The organism is Endozoicomonas arenosclerae (genome assembly GCF_001562015.1).
GTDB lineage: Bacteria > Pseudomonadota > Gammaproteobacteria > Pseudomonadales > Endozoicomonadaceae > Endozoicomonas_A > Endozoicomonas_A arenosclerae.
In genome coordinates, this window is sequence record NZ_LASA01000055.1 from 13104 (window position 1) to 31264 (window position 18161).

Consider the following 18161-nt stretch of genomic DNA (forward strand, 5'->3'; position numbering starts at 1 on the left):
CGAGATGAAAAGAAACGCCACCATTTTCAAGGCAGGCACGACAGAGTTTCATCGTTACTCATTGCCATCGGCCCATGATGCGACCGAGTCTTTTCCTGCTCCAGAGACCATTGCTGAACAAACAGCACCACCTGAACAGCAAGCTACTGTCGCCATGTCGATGCAGGATTTGCAGAAAAGTCGGCAGGAAGGTTATGACGATGGATACAGAACCGGGCTGGAAGCTGGTCGCATACAGGGCGTCAAAGAAGGTAATGAACAGGGACTCAAGCAGGGCATTGAAGAAGGTTATATTCAGGGTCAGGACAAGGGCTACCGCGATGGTCTGAATGCCGGGGAAGAAGAGCTCCAGAAAGTATTGCGGAACCTGGATCTCAACCTGAAAAACATTCAGCAGTACTACAAAACTCGAAAGGAAGAGCTGAGTTACTGGCTCACCGCCTTAATCGAAGAAGTCAGCCGGCAAGTCATTCGAACCGAACTGAAGCTGCAACCTGAAATGATTCTGAACATTGTCAGGGAAACCCTCACCCATCTTCCAGATGAAAACAGTCAGCTAACCATTCATATGCATCCGGAAGATGTGGCTCAACTTAGAAAAGCGAGAGCAGACTTCAGTAATACCTGGACCCTCCTGGAAGACGACCAGGTGGCTCAGGGAGACTGCAGAGTACTGACAGAGAATGCCGAAGCCAGTGCCAGCATTGAAGAGAGACTCAATGCCTGCATGGATATTCTGAAAGAGAGCCTGCCAGAAGAACTCGACAGGAGTCTGGCATGAACCATCTGGGCAACAAGTCCGAAAACAGACGTCAGGAAGCCCCTGTCGTCGATATCATGCGACAGAAACTGCAAAAGATTCCTGTGGCTCGTGTTTTTGGTCGCCTTACCCGAATGAAGGGCCTGATATTGGAAGCTGGAGGTTGTGTGCTGGCCACTGGGCAGCGCTGTTTTATCGAAGCCCGCTCTGGTGCCAGGATAGAGGCTGAAGTCGTTGGCTTTTCAGATAATGTTCACTACCTGATGCCACTGACCCGTACCGAAGGGCTCAGCCCAGGAGACCGGGTCATTCCTATGGATCAGGACAACACTATTCCTGCAGGTGACGCCTTGCTGGGAAGAGTCATCAATGGCTTGGGCGAACCCATTGATGGACTGCCTCTCACTACCAAGCAACGGATCAGTCTTTCAGCCAACCCTATCAATCCGCTGAACCGTAAACCTGTGAACGAACCTCTGGATGTTGGAGTGCGCTCCATCAATGGTCTTCTGACTGTCGGTAAAGGCCAGAGAATGGGCTTGTTTGCGGGCAGTGGCGTCGGTAAAAGCGTTCTGTTGGGAATGATGACTCGAAATACTACCGCAGACGTCACAATCGTTGGACTTATAGGCGAGCGTGGTCGTGAAGTAAGAGAATTTATCGAACAGACTCTGGGTCCGGAAGGTTTAAAAAATGCAGTTGTCGTTGCCGCCCCTGCTGATGAGTCCCCTGTCCTGCGTCTGAGAGCAGCAAAAGTTTGCCACAGACTGGCGGAACATTTTCGAGACCAGGGCAAGAGTGTTCTTTTGCTCATGGATTCACTGACCCGCTTTGCCCAGGCTCAACGCGAAATTTCTTTATCTGTCGGAGAGCCGCCCGCAACTCGGGGCTACCCACCTTCTGTCTTCAGCCAGATTTCCGAGCTGCTTGAGCGAGCGGGTAATGGATCAGACAACCAGGGTTCCATCACTGCAATTTATACCGTCCTTATGGAAGCAGACGATCTTCAGGACCCGGTGGCCGATGCATCAAGAGCCATTCTTGATGGGCACATTGTTCTCTCTCGTACTCTGGCGGACAGCGGCCTTTACCCTGCTGTCGATATTGAAGCTTCCATCAGTCGCATAATGCCCAATGTGGTCACTGAACAACAACAGGCTTCGGCACGACTGTTGAAGTCTCTCTATTCCCGCTACAGCCAGTCGAGAGACTTAATGGCCGTTGGCGCTTACCAAAGGGGAACCGATCCGGAACTGGATCGCGCCATTGACTCTTATCCGGACATTCACCGCTTTCTGCAACAAGGCATGTATGAGCAGATCCCCCTGGACACCTGCATCAGCCAGCTGCTTCAGCTCTGGCCTGCTGCAATGCCTGAGGCCATTGGAGGGCAAGTGTCATGACCTCGGTTAAATTACTGGCTCGCTGGCTCAAGATGCAACAGCTGAGATATGACAGAGCTCTGGCTCAGGCCATGCAAGCCAGAAAAGAGTTTCAGAAACACCAGCAGCAACTGGATTACCTGCAGCAGGTACAGTCTGACTATGACTGTAAGGAAGGCACTACGATCAAAAGCGTGAATCTGGCTGGACGCAAAAACTTCCAGCAGTTTGTACAGAGCATGTCAGATAAACAAAGCATTCAGGTTCAGCAGTTTGAAGAGAAATGGAAGGGCCTTGCTGAAAAGCTCGCAGCTGAGAAAAGAAAGCTGCAGTCCATTGAAAAACTGCTGGATCGCCAGATGAAAAAAGAACAGAAGAAAGCCGACCGTGCCGAAGCCAAGGCATTGGATGAATGGCAGGCCCACAGGCACACTGAGAAAACGGACTAGATCATGGACTCACTATTTCCCAGCCGGGATGGCACTCCATTACCCTCGCTTAGCACCGAAGAGTCTCCTTTGGCTTCGCTTCAATCCATGCGTTTGGGCAATGAAGTGGTCTTCACTCCAAGGAAAGAGGGGACCTTCAAGGGTTATTCTGTGTGGGTTCACGAAGGCACCGAAAAACAGCCATTCATAGAAAATGAAGTACTGATAGAAAACCGACGGCCTATTCCTAACAGGACGCTGTCAGAAAGAACAGTGATCGCCGAAAAATGCGATGACCGGTCCTGGTATACCCATTATTTCTTCGGGAGATTCATCACCTGGCTGACGGAACCCAAAGAGTATCAAACTTACCTGAATGAAGTGGATGACTATAGAACGGCCTGCACCAAGGATAATATTTCTATCGCTGAAAAGTTGCGCATGCTGTCCTCTCTTTCCAGACACTGTAAAAGCGTCGTTCACTCTCTGGAAAACAAACAGCGTGGCTGGATGACGTTTACTGACCTGGATCAGGCCCGACTGGATACCTTCCGGGAAGAGCTAAAGAAACTGGAACACGAAACCTGGTACGTCATGGGTCTGGAAGACCCTGAAAAAGGCACCATTTATACCTCTGAAGATGAGCAATCTTCAAAAGAAAATTATGCCAGCGGTCAGTCCGCCACCGTAGCCAGAGTCAAGTACAAAAATGGCTTTGAAGCCGTATTCAAACCAACCAGTCACCAGCATACTGTTCGATCCAATGCTGCAGACAGGTTCGGTCTGCTGGAAACCCAAGGCGATATCAAACCCATTTTTACCGAACCCAACTCCGGTTTTGAACCACACCAGCGGCAGGATCTTAAAACATTCAAAGAGGTAGCTGCCTTTCATGCACTGGATAGTATTTTAGGCACAAATGTCACCCCCAGAACCCGGTGGACGCACGGTGAGGAAACGGACGTTCTCACTGAGGACCTGGCCGTAGACAGTTACAACATGTTCGAGCAAGAAGCTGAGTATGTTTCGGACGATGCCCAGGCTCGCCTCAGACCCAAGCTGCTGGAGATCTACAAAAATAATGTCGCGGGCCATGAGCTTGAACTACAGGTTTCTCACGAGTTCCCAATGGGGCAAGCCCCCTCAGAAGAAGAGAGAGCACTTTTTCATCTGGAGGGTGAGCTGGTTCCACTGCAAAAAGAGGATGGATCTCAAGTTCTGATTGCCTGGAGTAATCGTTTTCCTGAAGGTTACACTCCCACTCAGGAAGAACTGGAGAAAATGCATCTGCATGGGATGTTACGCATCCGAAAGCTGGTTCCCAGAATCGTTCCCATGTCGCCTTCTTCCAAAACCATGCAGACCTGCATGTCCAATCTTCAGTTGTTGGACTTCCTGATGGGCACCAGCACTCTTCAACCCAGAAAATTTAAATTCTATGAAACCGAGGACGAACTTGGATTCTCTGACTGGAGACCGGAAGCGTCCAACACTAAACAGCAATTCTTCAAGGCTAACTTTGCGGTCAGTATTCCAAAACGAATCGACCGTGATACGGCTCAGCGTATTCTGAATACCTCTGCTGAAGCCATCACTGAAATAGCACAAGCTCACCAGCTGTCTGATCAACAGGCAGCCTTCATGCGAGAGCGCTTTGAACATCTGAAAGCCATCATTAATGCCACGATGAGAAACGTAGATATCCCAGAGGAAAGCAGCCAACACATCCAGGGTAAGCTCTTTATCATTGATCACTGGGATCAGGACACACTCAATGACTCTGCCATGGAGAAAGGCAGCTATATGAGTGAATATGTTTTAAAACCCAGAATGGAGATCCAGCCTTTAGAACCTCTTTCCGCCGCTCAGGCAAAACTGGCCAACAGAGCTGTCCTATTCTGCGAGCTGGACAGTCTGATGGGGATAAATCTGACGCCTCCGACCTGGTATTCCGAGCATAAGGGTGAAAATGGTTACTGTCAGGAGTTTGTCCAGGAGGCCAGAGAGCTGGTAACCGAAAAACCTGTACCTTTACCTGAGCATCAACAGGTAAATTACAGAGATCAAGTTCCAGATATCGTCAATGGAGAAGCCAAGCCCAAAGGGTATGAAATAAGTCCTGAGCATCAACCAGAAAATATTCAGGCACTCTCTGAACAGGAACTGCTTCAACTCCATGATCAAGGTCACCTCAAAGTGACCCAGCCTAAAACGGTAGACATATTACCTCTGAACTCCTCAGCCCCTGAGCTGCAAAAATGCATGGCTAACAGTCAGTTACTCGACTTTATTACGGGTAGTGTTGACCGCAACCCAGGTAATTTCCTCTATGTGAAACAGCTTCGAGAAGATGGGTCTGAGGTCTGGGTGCCCAGAATGATCGACAATGATCTGAGTTTTTTTGGCCGACTAGTCAGCTCAAACCCCATTGAGATGAGTATCCGAGACGTAAACAGTCAGCACGCCTCTATCGGCTTTCCGACCCAGATAGATTTGGAAACAGCCAGACATATTGTGGAAGTGGACTCAAAAGAGTTGATTCTTCTGGCTCAGGTTCATCAACTCCACATAACAGAAATAGCGGCATTGGTAGACCGTTTCCAGGCTTTGAAAGAAAGCCTTCAAGCGTTATTAGATGGAAGAGATATTCCGTTCGAACATAGAAAATACCTTAAGGGACCCATCAGGCTGATTGACCAATGGGACTTACGCTCATACAGCGAGGCTGCGGGAGACACTAACAGCTATATCCGAAGGCATATTATTGATCGTCGCCTGAATGAGCTCTGCAACCTGAGAGACACTAACCCCGTATTAATGGTGAAAACACTGCATGAATTACTACGAACCCTCGGCCCAAAAACCCTGGCTCACCGGTTAGTTCAATATAACCCTACCGATATTGACGCAATATTCGATTTGTACTCCCAAAGCTATCAGGTTAAAAGTTTGGCCGATGCAAACCAGGTCACTCACCTTGTCAGAGAATACTATCAGGGCCGGTACGACCTTGAGCAGCAGAGATATCAAAATGAACAAGCCTCCTATCCAGAGCTCGAAGCACAATGGCAAAAAGACAAAGAACAGTGGGACAGAGGCATAGAACAATGGAAAAGGGAAAAAGGCCATTGGAGTGAAGATGAACTAAAAGCAAAAACAAAAAAGCCTCCCCCGCCTCGTTACCCAGCTATACCGGTGCCCGGAAAAACGCTTACAAGTCCTGTAGAACTGGAACGACTAAAAGCCAAACTCATTCACCAGATGTTGGGGAAAAACTGCTCGGCACTCTCTATTGGCCACATGATTTACTGGACACAAGTCAATGGCCTGCAGAGCTACGAGGTGTTTCATTCCCTGATGACCCAGCTTCAGTCTCGACTGCAAAAGGAGAAGCCACACCAACACAGACAGCCATCATTTGAATTCAGAAAGGCCTTCCCGGAACTCTGTGGCCCCGACACCCCTAAAGCTCGAAGAGCCATGCTAGAGTTCTGCTTCTCTACATTCAGCGATCAGAATGCCCCTGAAGTACCTATAGCCATGATGCGTTTGTGGGATAGATTGCAACAGACTATCAACGACAATCCTGAAGCATACTGGGCAGTGACTAACAGCGAAGAGTTTATGGAAGCTCTTGATAGCTTAACAAAGACCCCAGGTCTTCTCGAGACGCTCACTGAACGCCTTAAAGATCAGGAAATGGGAACCTGTACCAATGTGCTCAGAGGCCAGCTTCTCCCACAGAGGGTGCCGGGAGCGCCTGCCCGTGATGCAGAAAAAGAGCAAGAGGCAGTAACATTATTAGCGAAATGCTTTAACCCGGATCTGCGTTGAAAAGGGAAAGGTTGAAGCAGAGCTATGAATGCCTGAGAGATTCAAACCTTCAGGCATTCAGCCCCATCTGAGCAGTCTTTACAGCGACGGGAACACCTTTTGAGGAATAGGTGGACAGTCGATAATAATGATCGTCAATCATGCCAATCAAACGCTGTGTCACTGTCCCCAGACGAGCCTGCACCCGTCCGTTCAACTTGTTTAACTCCTGACAATGACGAATCCCTGACTCCAGTCTCGACCAGCTGGCCATAGCGGTTTCTATTTCTTCCTCTGGCAGTGTCGACAATAACTGCTTCATACCTGAGGTATCATTGGAAAAGCCCAGCTCTTCCACCAGTTTGATTCTGAGCTCGGTATTCTGTCGGATCTTATTTAAAAGCCTGGACTGCTCTTTGATACTGAGCTCCAGTCTGGAAATATCGCGGGATAACAACTGATAGTGAATCTGGTTCAGCAGATTCTCCAGCTCGATGAAAAAGTGGCAGGCTTCGCTGATGGTATTGAGAACAAGTGCGGCACTCATAGATATTTAACTCACCGTTTTAGCTCATGGCTGCATTAGCGCATGGCTGTTTTATTGTGAAACCTCAGCCTAGTCAGGTTCTGTAACTATTCCGAGGGGTCATTACCCTGAGGATTATGGTTTTCCTGTTCCTGGCTGTGGAGTTCCAGCATTTTCTCCGCCAGTTGCTCTCTGTTCAGCGGCAGCTTGCCGTCTTTTATAGCCTGGCGAATCTCTTCTACTTTTATGACATCCACTTCCGGTGCATCCATCAAAGCCTGCTGAAGGTCATTCAGCAAAACGGCATCTGCACTCAACTCCAGTTGATCCAGATCGGTTGACTGAGTAGTCCGGCTCTTTGCAGCAGCCTGAGTGCTTTTGGCTTTCTTCGCGCCTTTTACACCCCCTGAGCGGGAGCCACTGCCTACTCCGTTGATGTTCGACATGGATGGTTCCAAAAAGGAATCTTCATGACATACAAAATCGACTCAGGAGACGATTTCTTGACCCTGATAAGGCACGCGACCGTTTTCAATCGCCAAGGGGTGGTCACTCAACAGGCTTTTAAAAAACTCATCGAATGTAATTAAACAGGGTTAATCCCTGAATCATGGAATAGGATTGCTGGCCCGCCTGCAGAACCACCTGCTGACGATTCAGTCGACTGATAGCCTCGACATAATCGAGGTCTTCCAACTCGGATTTCAGGATATCGTTTAACAGCTTCAGGTCGTCCAGACTCTCGCTGCCGTTCTCCAATGCATTCATCCGACCACCAATGCTGGTTTGAACCTTACCGACCTTGCTCATGGTGTTATCCACTGAATGTAACCAGCTGGAAAGTTCTGAGGGGCCACCGGGACTTTTTAATGCTGCAGACAGCTGCTCCAGCTCAGTAAAAGTATCTTCCGGTGTCAGTGTGATATTGAAGGCACCTGCAGGCACTGCATCCAATTCAACAGTCCCACCGTTGAGAGTAATACTGGTACCTGGCGTCCAGGGAGTGGTGCTGTCTACAGTGGTATTGCCAGCATGATCGGTATAGGTCACATCAAGATCGGTGCCGTTATAGACCAACGTTACGCTAGCGAAATCACCAAACGTTTCCAGGTTGGAAATCGTGTAACGATCAACATTCACAGCGCCGCTATTAGTAGTGCTGTTAAGACTGACATTAAAGAACAAGTCACGGGCTGTATCGTTAGCCGCCACCGTTGTAGAACTGTTGATATTGATCTGTCTCTGCTGATCATTACCTGCATAGACATAGCCTGGGCCAGAGCTCTGAAGAGGCTGGGTCAAAGCGTCTGTCCCTGAAAAGATGTACTGCCCATCCGCCTGTTGGTAGTTGGCCAACCCTTTCAATGCCTTGATTTGCTCATCCAGCTCCAGAGCCAGCGCGTTTCTTTCCCCATCACCGTAGGTTGAGTTGCCTGCACTGACCACAATTTCCCGAACTCTCTGCAGAATATTATTCATGCTGTTCAGGACTGTTTCTTCTTCCGAGAGTCCGCGTTTCAGAGCATTAATATTGCCCTTGTACTGGCTGATCGCAGCCAATTCCTGATCAATGTGCAACAGCTTCACTGCACTGATGGGATCGTCAGACGGCACACTCAGTTTCTTGCCGGTGCCCAGCTGGTTTGAAGTGATCGCCAGCTCAGAATTATTTCTCTGCATGTTTTGCAGCATCATATTACTGAATTGCAGGGTACTGATTCTCATAACCGTTGCTCCCTCCTGGAATTCTTTAAAACATTCTTAGCAGAGCATCAAAGGTACTCTGAGCTACAGAAATCACTTTGGCATTGGCACTGTAGGCCTGCTGGAACCTCATAAGATCAACCGCTTCTTCATCCAGGTTAACGCCACTGACGGCGCCTTTGGCCGCCTCTGCCTGTTGCAGCAAAGCGACACTGGCAGAAGCTTCTGTCTTGGCCTGAGCCGTGAGTACACCGACATATCCGACAATCTGTGTGTAACTTTCTGCCAGGCTCAAATCGCCCTGCAGCACATCCTTGTTTTGTAACTCAAGAACCTTTTGCAGATTGCCATTGTCACCGGGACTCCCACTGGCGGAAAAAGCCAGGCTTCTGGCACTCTCCATCACCACCTCAAGTTGAGATGAACCTTCACGGGTGGGTTGGAGAACAAATTGGTCACCAGCAGCCAGCGTACCGTTGTTCACCATTATGTTGAGACCATCAACCGTGATGCCCGTATTCAGATCAGTCGCATCGCCACTCCAGCTCTGGCCGTCGCTTTTACGGATCAGGGTGTACTGGTCAGGCGCTCCTGAAGTAATACTCAGAGCATAATCACTGGTAGTAATCTGACTGGTATCGCTGATTTCCACCAGAACCAGCCCAGTACTGCCGCCAGCCCTGTTCAGCTCAACAGCTCGGGTTGCAGCGGGAGAACCGGAAAGAGGCAGGGAAAGGCGATAACTGTCGCCATTCTGCAGAGCCCCTTTATGGAGGGTAATTTCCAAACCATTAAAAGCAATGATGCCGCCAGCAGCCAGGGTCGATCCTGCAGCAGGTACAGTAGTTACTACGGCGTTTGATGCGTCATACACTGTAAAAGTGCCACCAGCACCAACATCCAACCGATACTGTTGATCCTGCAGGGCACTGCTGTTGGTCACCGCCATTCCCATCAATGCATCGCCCGAGCCAGTGGTTTTGACGATACGATCTTTCTGCGGCAGCCAGTTGATATCGTTGAAAAGGTAATTTCCCGGAGTACCTGCGTTGCCATCCAGATCCGTACCCTGTGCCAGGGTTGTATTCATCTGATCACTCACCGCCAGAGCCACACGCCCCAGCTGATTCATGATATTGCCCAGCACATCGTTCTGATAACTCTGCAGCCCCCCCATTAATCCCCCCAGGTTGTCACCCAGAGACAGAGTTGAATTGGAGGTGTTTAATAAAATTTCTGACTTTCTCGGATCATTGGGATTGGCTCTGACTTCCAGCTTGTTGGCCTGATCACCCAGCACCAGCGGCTGGCCGGATTGCAGGTAAATATTCATCGAGCCATCTGGCTGTTCCAGTACCGTGACGCCTACCAGCTCAGCGAGTTTGGTTACGGCCTGATCCCGCTCATCCAGCAAACTGTTTGGCTGGGCATTACCCGTAGCAGCGGTTCGAATACTGTCATTCAGTGCTGCAATACTGTTGGCAAGACTATTGACCTGCTGGGCGGAAGTATCCATCTGCTTGAGCAGCAACTGATTCTGTTTATCCAGCTGAGAAGCAAGATTATTAAAACGTGTCACTAGTGTCTGGGCGGTACTGATCACCTGTTGACGGGCAGACATGGAAAGGGGTTCAGAAGAAGCCGCATTAAGTGCCGTGAAAAAACTGTTGATGCCCTTGGCCAGGGAGGTGCTTTCGTTCCCCAGCAGCTTGTCCAGCTCGCTGAGGTATTCATTCATGATCTTTTTCTGACTGCTGACCGTTGTACTGTCCCAAACCTGACTGGTCAGGAAAGTATTGGCAATTCGGGTAATGTCCCCTGCTACCACACCCGATCCACGACTGATATAGCCTGGCAAAGTAGTGGCCACTGGCAACAATTGCACACGCTGCCGACTGTACCCCTCAGTATTGGCATTGGCTACGTTGTTACTGGTGACATTGAGTGCGGCCTGTGAGGCGATAATGCCCGACTTGCCAATTTCCAGCAGGCTCATAAAACTATTCCCTGTTTTTGACCTTTTCTTCCCTGAAGAGACTCTCTGTAAACAGACAGCCTCCTGAATTTATCGGCTCTCTACTCCCCGACTCAACTGCCGAATCATGACATCCGCCAGCCCCAGCCCACCGCTGTTACTCAAGTCAGAAGCAAGCTGGGTATCCATCATTGACTGGAACTGCTTTTCATTCTGGCCGCCGAGCAGATTTTCATCGCTGAAAGCCTCGTTGGCCTGTCGCATGTTCTTCAAAAGCATGTGCATAAAGACCGATTCAAACGCTTCAGCGGCTTCTCTCAAAGCTTCTGGCGTATCGCCTTGAGTCTTGATCTGATTCAGTTTGCCCTGTTGCAAGAGGGCATCCGATGGCATCCCTGTAATATTCATACAATCCTCAAGCAGCCATGAGCTGCATTTCCATAATTAAATGACAATCAACTCAGCCCTTAGGGCTCCGGCTGCTTTTAATGCCTGCAGTATCGACATGAGGTCGGTAGGCGTAGCCCCCACACTGTTAATGGCGGTGACAATCTCCTGAAGAGAAACACTGTCGGGCATGATAAAAGTTCGACCCTTCTGCTCTTCAATTTGCACATCGCTCTTATCTATTGCCGTAGTAGTACCCTGTCCGAACGGATTGGGCTGACTCACTTCGGTCGACTCCCTGACGGTCACCACCAGACTGCCATGGCTGACAGCTGCAGGCAGTACGCGAATGTTCTGCCCCATCACAACGGTGCCGGTCCGTGAGTTAAAGATGACCCTTGCGGGTGGTGCGGAAGGTTCAACCTGCATTTCTTCCAGCATGGCCATGTAAGTAACCCGCTGATCGCTCTCCTGGGGCGCACGCACTTCAACCGTTGAACCGTTGAGGGCTGAAGCAACCTTGGGACCAATAACCTTGTTAATAGTGGAAGCGATGGTTCGAGCTGTGGAAAAGCTTCTTTCACGCAGATTCAGAATGATGGGCCCGTGATTAAATCCAGAGGCGACCGTTCTTTCTACAATTGCCCCATTAGGAATAATACCGGCACTGGTACTGTTGATGGTTACTCTGGAGCCACTGGCGCCACTGGCGGAAGCTCCACCGACCAGAACATTCCCCTGGGCTATGGCATACACTTCACCATCAATCCCTTTCAGAGAAGTCATCAGTAGCGCACCACCCCTGATGCTTTTGGCATCGCCTATAGAAGACACAGTTACATTAATCTTCTGACCTGGGCGAACAAAGGCAGGCAATTCTGCATGGACAGACACGGCTGCCACGTTATCCACAGAAGGTTCTTTACTCAGCGTGATACCAAACTCACGGAGCATATTAACCAACGATTGATTGGTGAACTCGGTACTGCCACTGTCGCCAGTCCCATCAAGCCCCACAACCAGCCCGTAACCAATCAGCTGATTACTGCGTACGCCCTGAATATCAACAAGGTCCAGCAAACGTTCTGCGTGGGCTTGCCAAGCCGTCAACAACAGGAGTATCGAAAGAAGCTTTTTCATACTCCCTCCTAAAATGGAAACCATGGACTGTTAATAATCTTGGTGCCCCAGCCAGGCTCATGAACGTCAGCATCACTGCCCACTCCGGAGTAGGTAATTCGAGCCTGAGCCAGCTTGGTAGAAGCCACTTCGTTATTGGTATTGATATCTTCAGGCCTGAGCATGCCGCTGACACGAACAAACTCCGCTTCGTTATTCAGTTGCAGCCACTTTTCCCCCTGCACGCGCAAAGCACCGTTGGGGAGAACCTGAATGACTTGTACTGCAATCTGCCCCTCGGTGAGCTTTGACGCTCTTTTCAGGTTGGTGTTGCCATAGGATTGTCGTGTAGGTGCAGCATTGAATGCCAAGGATCGACCTGAGCCCAGGATACTGGCCCCGGTTTTCCCGAAAATGGTCGGATCATTGAATGCTATCGACCCATTCTTATCGAGTGTGGTGTTGGAATCCTTCTTGATATCGAAGTTATCCCCGGCAATGTTGATCGTCAGGATATCTCCAACTCGATAAGCTCTGCGGTCGGAAAATATCTGAACAGGATAGTTAGCTCGATAAAGACTTCCGGCTGTTCCTGTATCAACTTGCCTCACCTCTGGAGCTGAAACAGGTATAGCAGTAACAGGCTGAACCGCAGCCGGTTTGGCTGGAGGAATGCGATCGTATTTTTGCTTGGTATTGGGCATTCCGGTACACCCCAACAGAAGAAACGAAGTCACCCAGACCAGCATAAGAGGATAGATGTTACTCAGCTGTCTAATCATGATCAGAGCACCTGATTGGCATAGGACATCATTTCGTCTGCGGCAGAAATGGCCTTGGAATTCATCTCATAGGCTCGCTGCACTGAAATCATGTTGACCAGTTCTTCCACAACACTGACGTTCGAAGCTTCCAGAGTAAACTGCTTCACTTCGCCCAAGCCTTCTGATCCAGGCGCAGCTTCAACTTCTTCTCCACTGGAAGCAGTCTGGACATAAAGGTTGCCGCCCCGACTGGCCAAACCCGCCGGGTTAACAAACGACACCAGGTTAACCTGCCCGATTTCTGTGGGATCCACCTCTCCGGGCAAAGTCACCATCACAATGCCGTCACGACTAATGGTCAGATTCTGAGCGCCATTGGGTACTGTAATTTCTGGCTCCAATGGCAAACCTGCTGCCGTCACCATAGTGCCCTGAGTATTAAGGTGAAACTGGCCATTTCGGGTATAGGCAGGAGAACCATCTGGCATCAATACCCTGAAAAAACCATTTCCGACAATGGCCATATCCAGGGACTGATTGGTGGTTTGATAACTGCCTGGAGTAAAGACTTTCTGGGTACCGGTAATGCGTACGCCACTCCCCAGCTGAAGACCGGAGGGTAATTCATTCTGTTGGTCAGAGAGGGCTCCGGGCTGACGCTCTACGTGATAGAAAAGATCTTCAAAACTGACCCTGTCACGCTTGAAACCTATGGTGCTGACGTTGGCCAGATTGTTAGAGATCACGGCCATCTGCTTGTCTTGAGCACTCAGACCGGTTTTACTGATCCAAAGAGACGGGTTCATGGAAAATCCTTTTTCCAGTTAATTATTGCCTTCGGAAGTTACCGTCCACGCATCATTCTGTCGCCTGCGGACGCCAACTCACTGGCTGTCTTCATTACTTTTACCTGGACTTCAAACTGTCGGCTTAAATGCATCATCTGCACCAGCTCTGATACGGCACTGACGTTACTGGCTTCGAGATATCCGGATTTGATTTGTACCGCTTCATCCACATCCGCTTCTTCACCATTAAGCATTCGAAACAATCCATCTTCACTTTTGCCAATCAGTCGGGTCTCTGGATTCACCAGCTTGATTCGACCCACTTCAACCGGCTGAGCACCAGCACCTCCTACCGGGATAATAGAGATGCTGCCGTCTATTCCAATATCCAGCTGTTGGTAAGCCGGAATATTAATAGGTGCACCATCACCCATAACTGGCAGACCCTGCTCAGTCAGCAGATTGCCATCAACACTGGTCCTTAAATGACCGGCTCGGGTATATGCTTCCCCCCCAGCGGCATCCTCTACAGCTATCCAACCAGAACCATTGACTGCCACATCCAGCACTCGTCCTGTATGAGACAGGGTTCCGGGATTCAGGCGGCTTCCACCACCCGCAGTAGCTACCATGTAACGACTGTCATTCCCCTCACCTTCCATCTGCTTGGTCACGGCATAACTAAAATCAGACCGAAAGCCACCGGTATTAATGTTTGCCAGATTGTTCGCATGAATACGCTGGGCTGTCTGGGCATGTCTGGCACCGCTCATGCCAATGTAGATAACCTTATCCATCAGATAATCTGCATCAGTGTCTGGGTTAAACTACTGGAGGTTTCAATGGTCTTGGCATTGGCCTGATAGTTTCTCTGGGCTTCAATCAACCTCACCAATTCTCTGGAAAGGTCTACGTTGGATTGCTCCAGAGCCGCTGATTGAAGCTGACCCATAGAACCTTTGCCCGCTGCACCAAATAACGGACTACCAGAAGCAAAGGAAGCTGACCAAAGACTGTCACCGGAGGGTATTAATCCGTTGTCGTTTGGAAAAGCAGCCAGAACAATTTGCCCCTGAACGGCACTCTGGCCATTAGAGTAAAGTGCTTTCAAAACACCATCCTTGCTGACTTCAAGACCGGTCAATTGCCCGGGAGGGAAGCCATCCTGAGTGGCTTTATTCACCGTAAAATCAGAGCCCAACTGACTGAAAGTGCTCAGATCAATGTTCATGGTCATATCTGCTACACCCACCAGTGAAGCATTGGTAGCTTCAGGCACGGGAATACTGAATGTACCACCGGTAGCCAGCTGACCACTGGAATTAAACGTGATCGTTTGAGAACTAATGGGTGTACCACCCGCATCGTTGATTGTGGCGTTATCAAACTGGAAATTCACCGTCCACTGATTCGGCGTTGCATCCTTCACGAAGTACATACTCAATGTATGGGGATTCCCCTGGCTGTCATAAACATTGAACGCCATGGTATTGTTGTAGCTGTTGGGGTCTGAAGGGTTGAAGGTACCGACGCCCGGTACTGTATTCCTTGAATCCAGGTTGGCAGAGCCTGTGACACTGGTCGTCGCAGTCGCTGGCAACTCACTTTGGCCAATCTTAAGATCAGTCAGCGTACCTGGCAGAATGTTCCCGGCCGCATCGGCAGCGTATCCCTGTAAATTCAAACCCTGGTTATTCACCACATTCTTGTCAGAATCCAGGGCGAAGTAGCCTGCACGGGTGAATGATTTCTCACCGTTCTGATCAACCACAAAATAGCCGTTACCGGTGATCATCATATCCAGACTGTTTTCAGTATTGATTCGATCACCCTGGGAAAACTGCTGAGCTGTATTGGCCAGCTGAACCCCTGTCCCCTTACTGGCGCTGCCCCCCACCGATGAGGCATATAGATCTGCAAACTCAGTTCTTGAGCCTTTGAAGCCGACAGTGTTGGAGTTGGCGATGTTGTTACTGATGACATCCAGATCCTGCCTGGCTGCATTCAGTCCGCTGAGTCCTATTCCAAATGACATAACTGTTCCCTCAGTTTCCTATTTTCCGAATGGACGACAATGGCAGTTCGCCAATGCCAGCCAGAGATACGGTTGATTCCTGCCCATTGCCCGGTATGGTAACGCTGTCTACTTTTGCCGCCAGATTGATGGGGACGTTGTAACGTTCACCGTTCACCAGAGCCGTTGCAGTCACGGTATAAGTACCCGCTTCAAGAGAATTGGTAGAGAAGTCGATATTCCCCGCTGCAGAAGCGCCCAACTCCACCTGGTCCACAAGCTGCTTATTGGCTCCATAAATATTCAGGGTTAAAGCCTCACTGTTTGCCGCCACAGAAACCTCACCGGTGATCTTGCCATCGTCCTGAACAGACATACTGCTGCCTTGAACCAGAACGTTTTCACCCACCAGCGCTTTGGCATTAAGAGATTGCGATAACTGCAAAGAGCTGGTTAAACCCGAGATCTGTTTATTGATGGACTCAAGATTTTCCACACTTGTGATTTGAGCTAACTGAGTAGTGAACTCAGAGCTGTCCTGAGGGTTGAGTGGGTCCTGGTTTTCGATTTGAGCCAGCAGGAGTGTCAGAAACTGACTTTTATCCAGCGCATCATTTGGCTTGGCTTCCTGAACTCCAGCACTACTCGGTTGCTGTGACTGTCCGATTCCCGTTATAGACATAAATCAAGCTCCCAGTGCTAACAAGCGCTGCTGTAACTGCTTGGCGGTTGTCATCACTTCCATGCTGGTTTGAAAGGATCGAGAGGCTGATAACATGTCAGCCATTTCTTCAATGACACTGATGCTCGGGTAGTAAACATACCCGGTCTCGTCTGCCAGAGGATGCTCAGGTTCATACTGCCTGATAGCCTCTGAAGGCTGTCTGATCACTGAATCCACTTCTACTTTGGCGACGGGAGCAGTACCTCCCCCCTCTGTCAGAACTTCGTCGTACACCGTTCTGAATACCGGCTTCAATGCCTTGAAAACAGCCTCCGGGGAAGAAGCTGCGGTATTGGCGTTGGCAATATTACTGGCCACAGCATTGAGCCGGATGCTTTGAGAGGTGAGGGAAGAGCCGATGACTCCGTAAATATTTTCCAGAGACATAATCAAACCCTTCCGTTAATGGCCAACTCAAGGCCTTTGAGTTTCTTATTCAGAAAAGTCAGGCTGGCCTGAAACTGTATTGAGTTCTGGGTGAACTCACCCTGCTCAACATGAAGTTCAACCGTATTGCCATCGGATGATTTCTGAAAGGGAAGTCGGTAAAGGAGGCTGGACTCGGTTCCATCGGGTCCCATAGGCATGTGAAGATTGTCGGTGTTGACCTTGCCGGTCAGCTCTCCTTCGAGAACATCATCAAACCGAATGTCTCTGGCAAGAAACTTTGGCGTATCAACATTGGCCAGGTTACCTGCCAGAATCTGCGCTCTGGAAGATCGAAATGCCAATGCCTGAGGGTGAATACCCAGAGCCTGTTCAAAGCTGATCATGGTTCATTCCTTTGAGCCAATGATGTTTTACCAGGCAACCGTTGCCTGCATCCAGTACATTAAGCGAATAGTGTGCCAACTTTTAAAATTCAAACTTTGAGTGCCTGTTCTGTGGATTGTCTCTGGTTTCAACCCCTGCAAAGGGTTACTCTGAAAGAAAAAAGACAGGGAGAAAGGCGGAAAATTCCTTCCTCTGTGACCGGGAGTTTTCCGGATGTATCCGGAAGCGGGAAAGGATTTTCCTCTGGCATGTTATGAAAAGGCACTGGTACTGGCTAAGGTTGGCAACACTACTGCCGCTTATGGCCCATTCAACCCTTATCCAGGGTTCTGACCTCACCTCGGAAGAACAGATTCTTCAGGCCACCGATCAATACCTTGAAAAGAAAGTAAAAGATTACACACAGAATCTTGGCTCCTCCCAATACACTATTCTTCTCAAACCACCTCCTGGACTGAACAGGCTCCCGGTTTGTGGTGCAGCCCCAATAGTTGCACTGGTTAACTCCTCCAAAAAGCCGCTGGGAAATGTCAGCACCAAGGTCAGCTGCAGGAAAGGCTCATCCTGGAATATTCTGGTCAAAGCAGAGATTGCGGTTTATCTGCCGGTTGTAGTCAGTGGCGTCACTCTTGAAAGGGATGAGCAAATTTTTTCTGAGCAGCTGCAGGTAAGAGAAATGGATATAGCCAGACTGAAACAGGGCTATTTCACATCGATTGAATCAGTTGCGGGACAGAAAGCCAGAAGAACCATTACACAGGATAAAGTCATAACCCGACGCCTGCTGAGAGCGGCTGATCTCATCAACAAAGGAGAAAAAGTCATAATTATTGCTGGCTCAGCCGGCTTCCAGGTCACCATGCCCGGCATCGCCCTTCAAAAAGGCCAGAAATACGACCAGATCAGTGTACGAAACCTGAAGTCAGGAAAAGTTGTTGTCGCCAGAGTTGTTGATAAGGGAAAGGTTAAGACGGATTATTAAACAAAGAGATAATGCTAAGAG

Annotated in this window: 18 protein-coding genes; 5 read left to right on the plus strand and 13 right to left on the minus strand. The window is 49.5% G+C overall.

From position 1 onward, the window contains the following. Positions 1–4 precede the first annotated feature (4 nt). Genes WG89_RS05640 through WG89_RS05655 form a run of 4 tightly spaced genes read left to right on the plus strand, consistent with a single transcriptional unit; the run spans position 5 to position 6404 of the window. Complete coding sequence (locus WG89_RS05640; RefSeq protein WP_062262573.1) at positions 5–781, plus strand: FliH/SctL family protein; 777 nt, start codon at positions 5–7, stop codon at positions 779–781. After that, positions 778–2163 (plus strand): flagellar protein export ATPase FliI, encoded by a 1386-nt coding sequence (gene fliI, locus WG89_RS05645; RefSeq protein ID WP_172806723.1) that lies wholly within the window; start codon positions 778–780, stop codon positions 2161–2163. The genes WG89_RS05640 and fliI overlap by 4 nt, the downstream gene beginning before the upstream one ends. Beyond that, a complete protein-coding gene (locus tag WG89_RS05650; protein ID WP_062262576.1) occupies positions 2160–2591 on the plus strand; it encodes a flagellar FliJ family protein in 432 nt (143 codons plus the stop codon). Before fliI ends, WG89_RS05650 begins: the two co-directional genes overlap by 4 nt. A gap of 3 nt (positions 2592–2594) precedes the next feature. Further along, positions 2595–6404 carry a hypothetical protein gene (locus tag WG89_RS05655; protein WP_153301448.1) on the plus strand — a complete coding sequence of 1270 codons (3810 nt, stop codon included), beginning with the start codon at positions 2595–2597 and terminating at the stop codon, positions 6402–6404. A gap of 49 nt (positions 6405–6453) precedes the next feature. Here the strand turns inward: WG89_RS05655 and WG89_RS05660 are convergent, their stop codons facing one another. The 13 genes from WG89_RS05660 to flgB form a co-directional block, all read right to left on the minus strand. Next, positions 6454–6930 carry a flagella synthesis protein FlgN gene (locus WG89_RS05660; RefSeq protein WP_062262582.1) on the minus strand — a complete coding sequence of 159 codons (477 nt, stop codon included), beginning with the start codon at positions 6928–6930 and terminating at the stop codon, positions 6454–6456. Between the two features lie 86 nt (positions 6931–7016). Further along, positions 7017–7355, minus strand: coding sequence for a flagellar biosynthesis anti-sigma factor FlgM (gene flgM / locus WG89_RS05665; protein ID WP_062262585.1), 339 nt, complete (start codon positions 7353–7355; stop codon positions 7017–7019). A gap of 127 nt (positions 7356–7482) precedes the next feature. Beyond that, positions 7483–8634, minus strand: coding sequence for a flagellar hook-associated protein FlgL (gene flgL / locus WG89_RS05670; RefSeq protein ID WP_062262588.1), 1152 nt, complete (start codon positions 8632–8634; stop codon positions 7483–7485). 25 nt (positions 8635–8659) lie between these two features. After that, complete coding sequence (gene flgK / locus WG89_RS05675) at positions 8660–10609, minus strand: flagellar hook-associated protein FlgK (protein WP_062262590.1); 1950 nt, start codon at positions 10607–10609, stop codon at positions 8660–8662. A 69-nt stretch (positions 10610–10678) separates the two neighbouring features. Next, positions 10679–10996, minus strand: coding sequence for a rod-binding protein (locus WG89_RS05680; protein ID WP_062262593.1), 318 nt, complete (start codon positions 10994–10996; stop codon positions 10679–10681). A gap of 36 nt (positions 10997–11032) precedes the next feature. Then, positions 11033–12115, minus strand: coding sequence for a flagellar basal body P-ring protein FlgI (locus WG89_RS05685; protein WP_062262708.1), 1083 nt, complete (start codon positions 12113–12115; stop codon positions 11033–11035). 8 nt (positions 12116–12123) lie between these two features. Next, positions 12124–12876, minus strand: a complete 753-nt coding sequence (locus tag WG89_RS05690; protein WP_062262596.1) for a flagellar basal body L-ring protein FlgH — start codon at positions 12874–12876, stop codon at positions 12124–12126. Between the two features lie 2 nt (positions 12877–12878). Beyond that, positions 12879–13664: a flagellar basal-body rod protein FlgG gene (gene flgG / locus WG89_RS05695; protein WP_062262598.1), complete on the minus strand. Its 786-nt coding sequence runs from the start codon at positions 13662–13664 to the stop codon at positions 12879–12881. A gap of 38 nt (positions 13665–13702) precedes the next feature. Beyond that, on the minus strand, positions 13703–14443 hold the full coding sequence (locus WG89_RS05700; RefSeq protein WP_062262600.1) for a flagellar basal body rod protein FlgF: 741 nt from the start codon (positions 14441–14443) through the stop codon (positions 13703–13705). Then, the gene (flgE, locus tag WG89_RS05705; RefSeq protein WP_062262602.1) at positions 14443–15681 is read right to left on the minus strand and encodes a flagellar hook protein FlgE; all 1239 of its coding nucleotides are present in this window, start codon (positions 15679–15681) and stop codon (positions 14443–14445) included. Before flgE ends, WG89_RS05700 begins: the two co-directional genes overlap by 1 nt. A 10-nt stretch (positions 15682–15691) precedes the next feature. Beyond that, a complete protein-coding gene (locus WG89_RS05710; RefSeq protein WP_062262604.1) occupies positions 15692–16342 on the minus strand; it encodes a flagellar hook assembly protein FlgD in 651 nt (216 codons plus the stop codon). Between the two features lie 3 nt (positions 16343–16345). Next, positions 16346–16771 carry a flagellar basal body rod protein FlgC gene (gene flgC, locus WG89_RS05715; RefSeq protein ID WP_062262606.1) on the minus strand — a complete coding sequence of 142 codons (426 nt, stop codon included), beginning with the start codon at positions 16769–16771 and terminating at the stop codon, positions 16346–16348. A gap of 2 nt (positions 16772–16773) precedes the next feature. Next, complete coding sequence (flgB, locus tag WG89_RS05720; protein WP_062262608.1) at positions 16774–17157, minus strand: flagellar basal body rod protein FlgB; 384 nt, start codon at positions 17155–17157, stop codon at positions 16774–16776. Positions 17158–17411: 254 nt separating this feature from the next. Between flgB and flgA the strand changes: the two genes are divergently transcribed. After that, positions 17412–18140 (plus strand): flagellar basal body P-ring formation chaperone FlgA, encoded by a 729-nt coding sequence (gene flgA, locus WG89_RS05725; RefSeq protein WP_079253685.1) that lies wholly within the window; start codon positions 17412–17414, stop codon positions 18138–18140. The last annotated feature ends 21 nt before the right edge of the window (positions 18141–18161 follow it).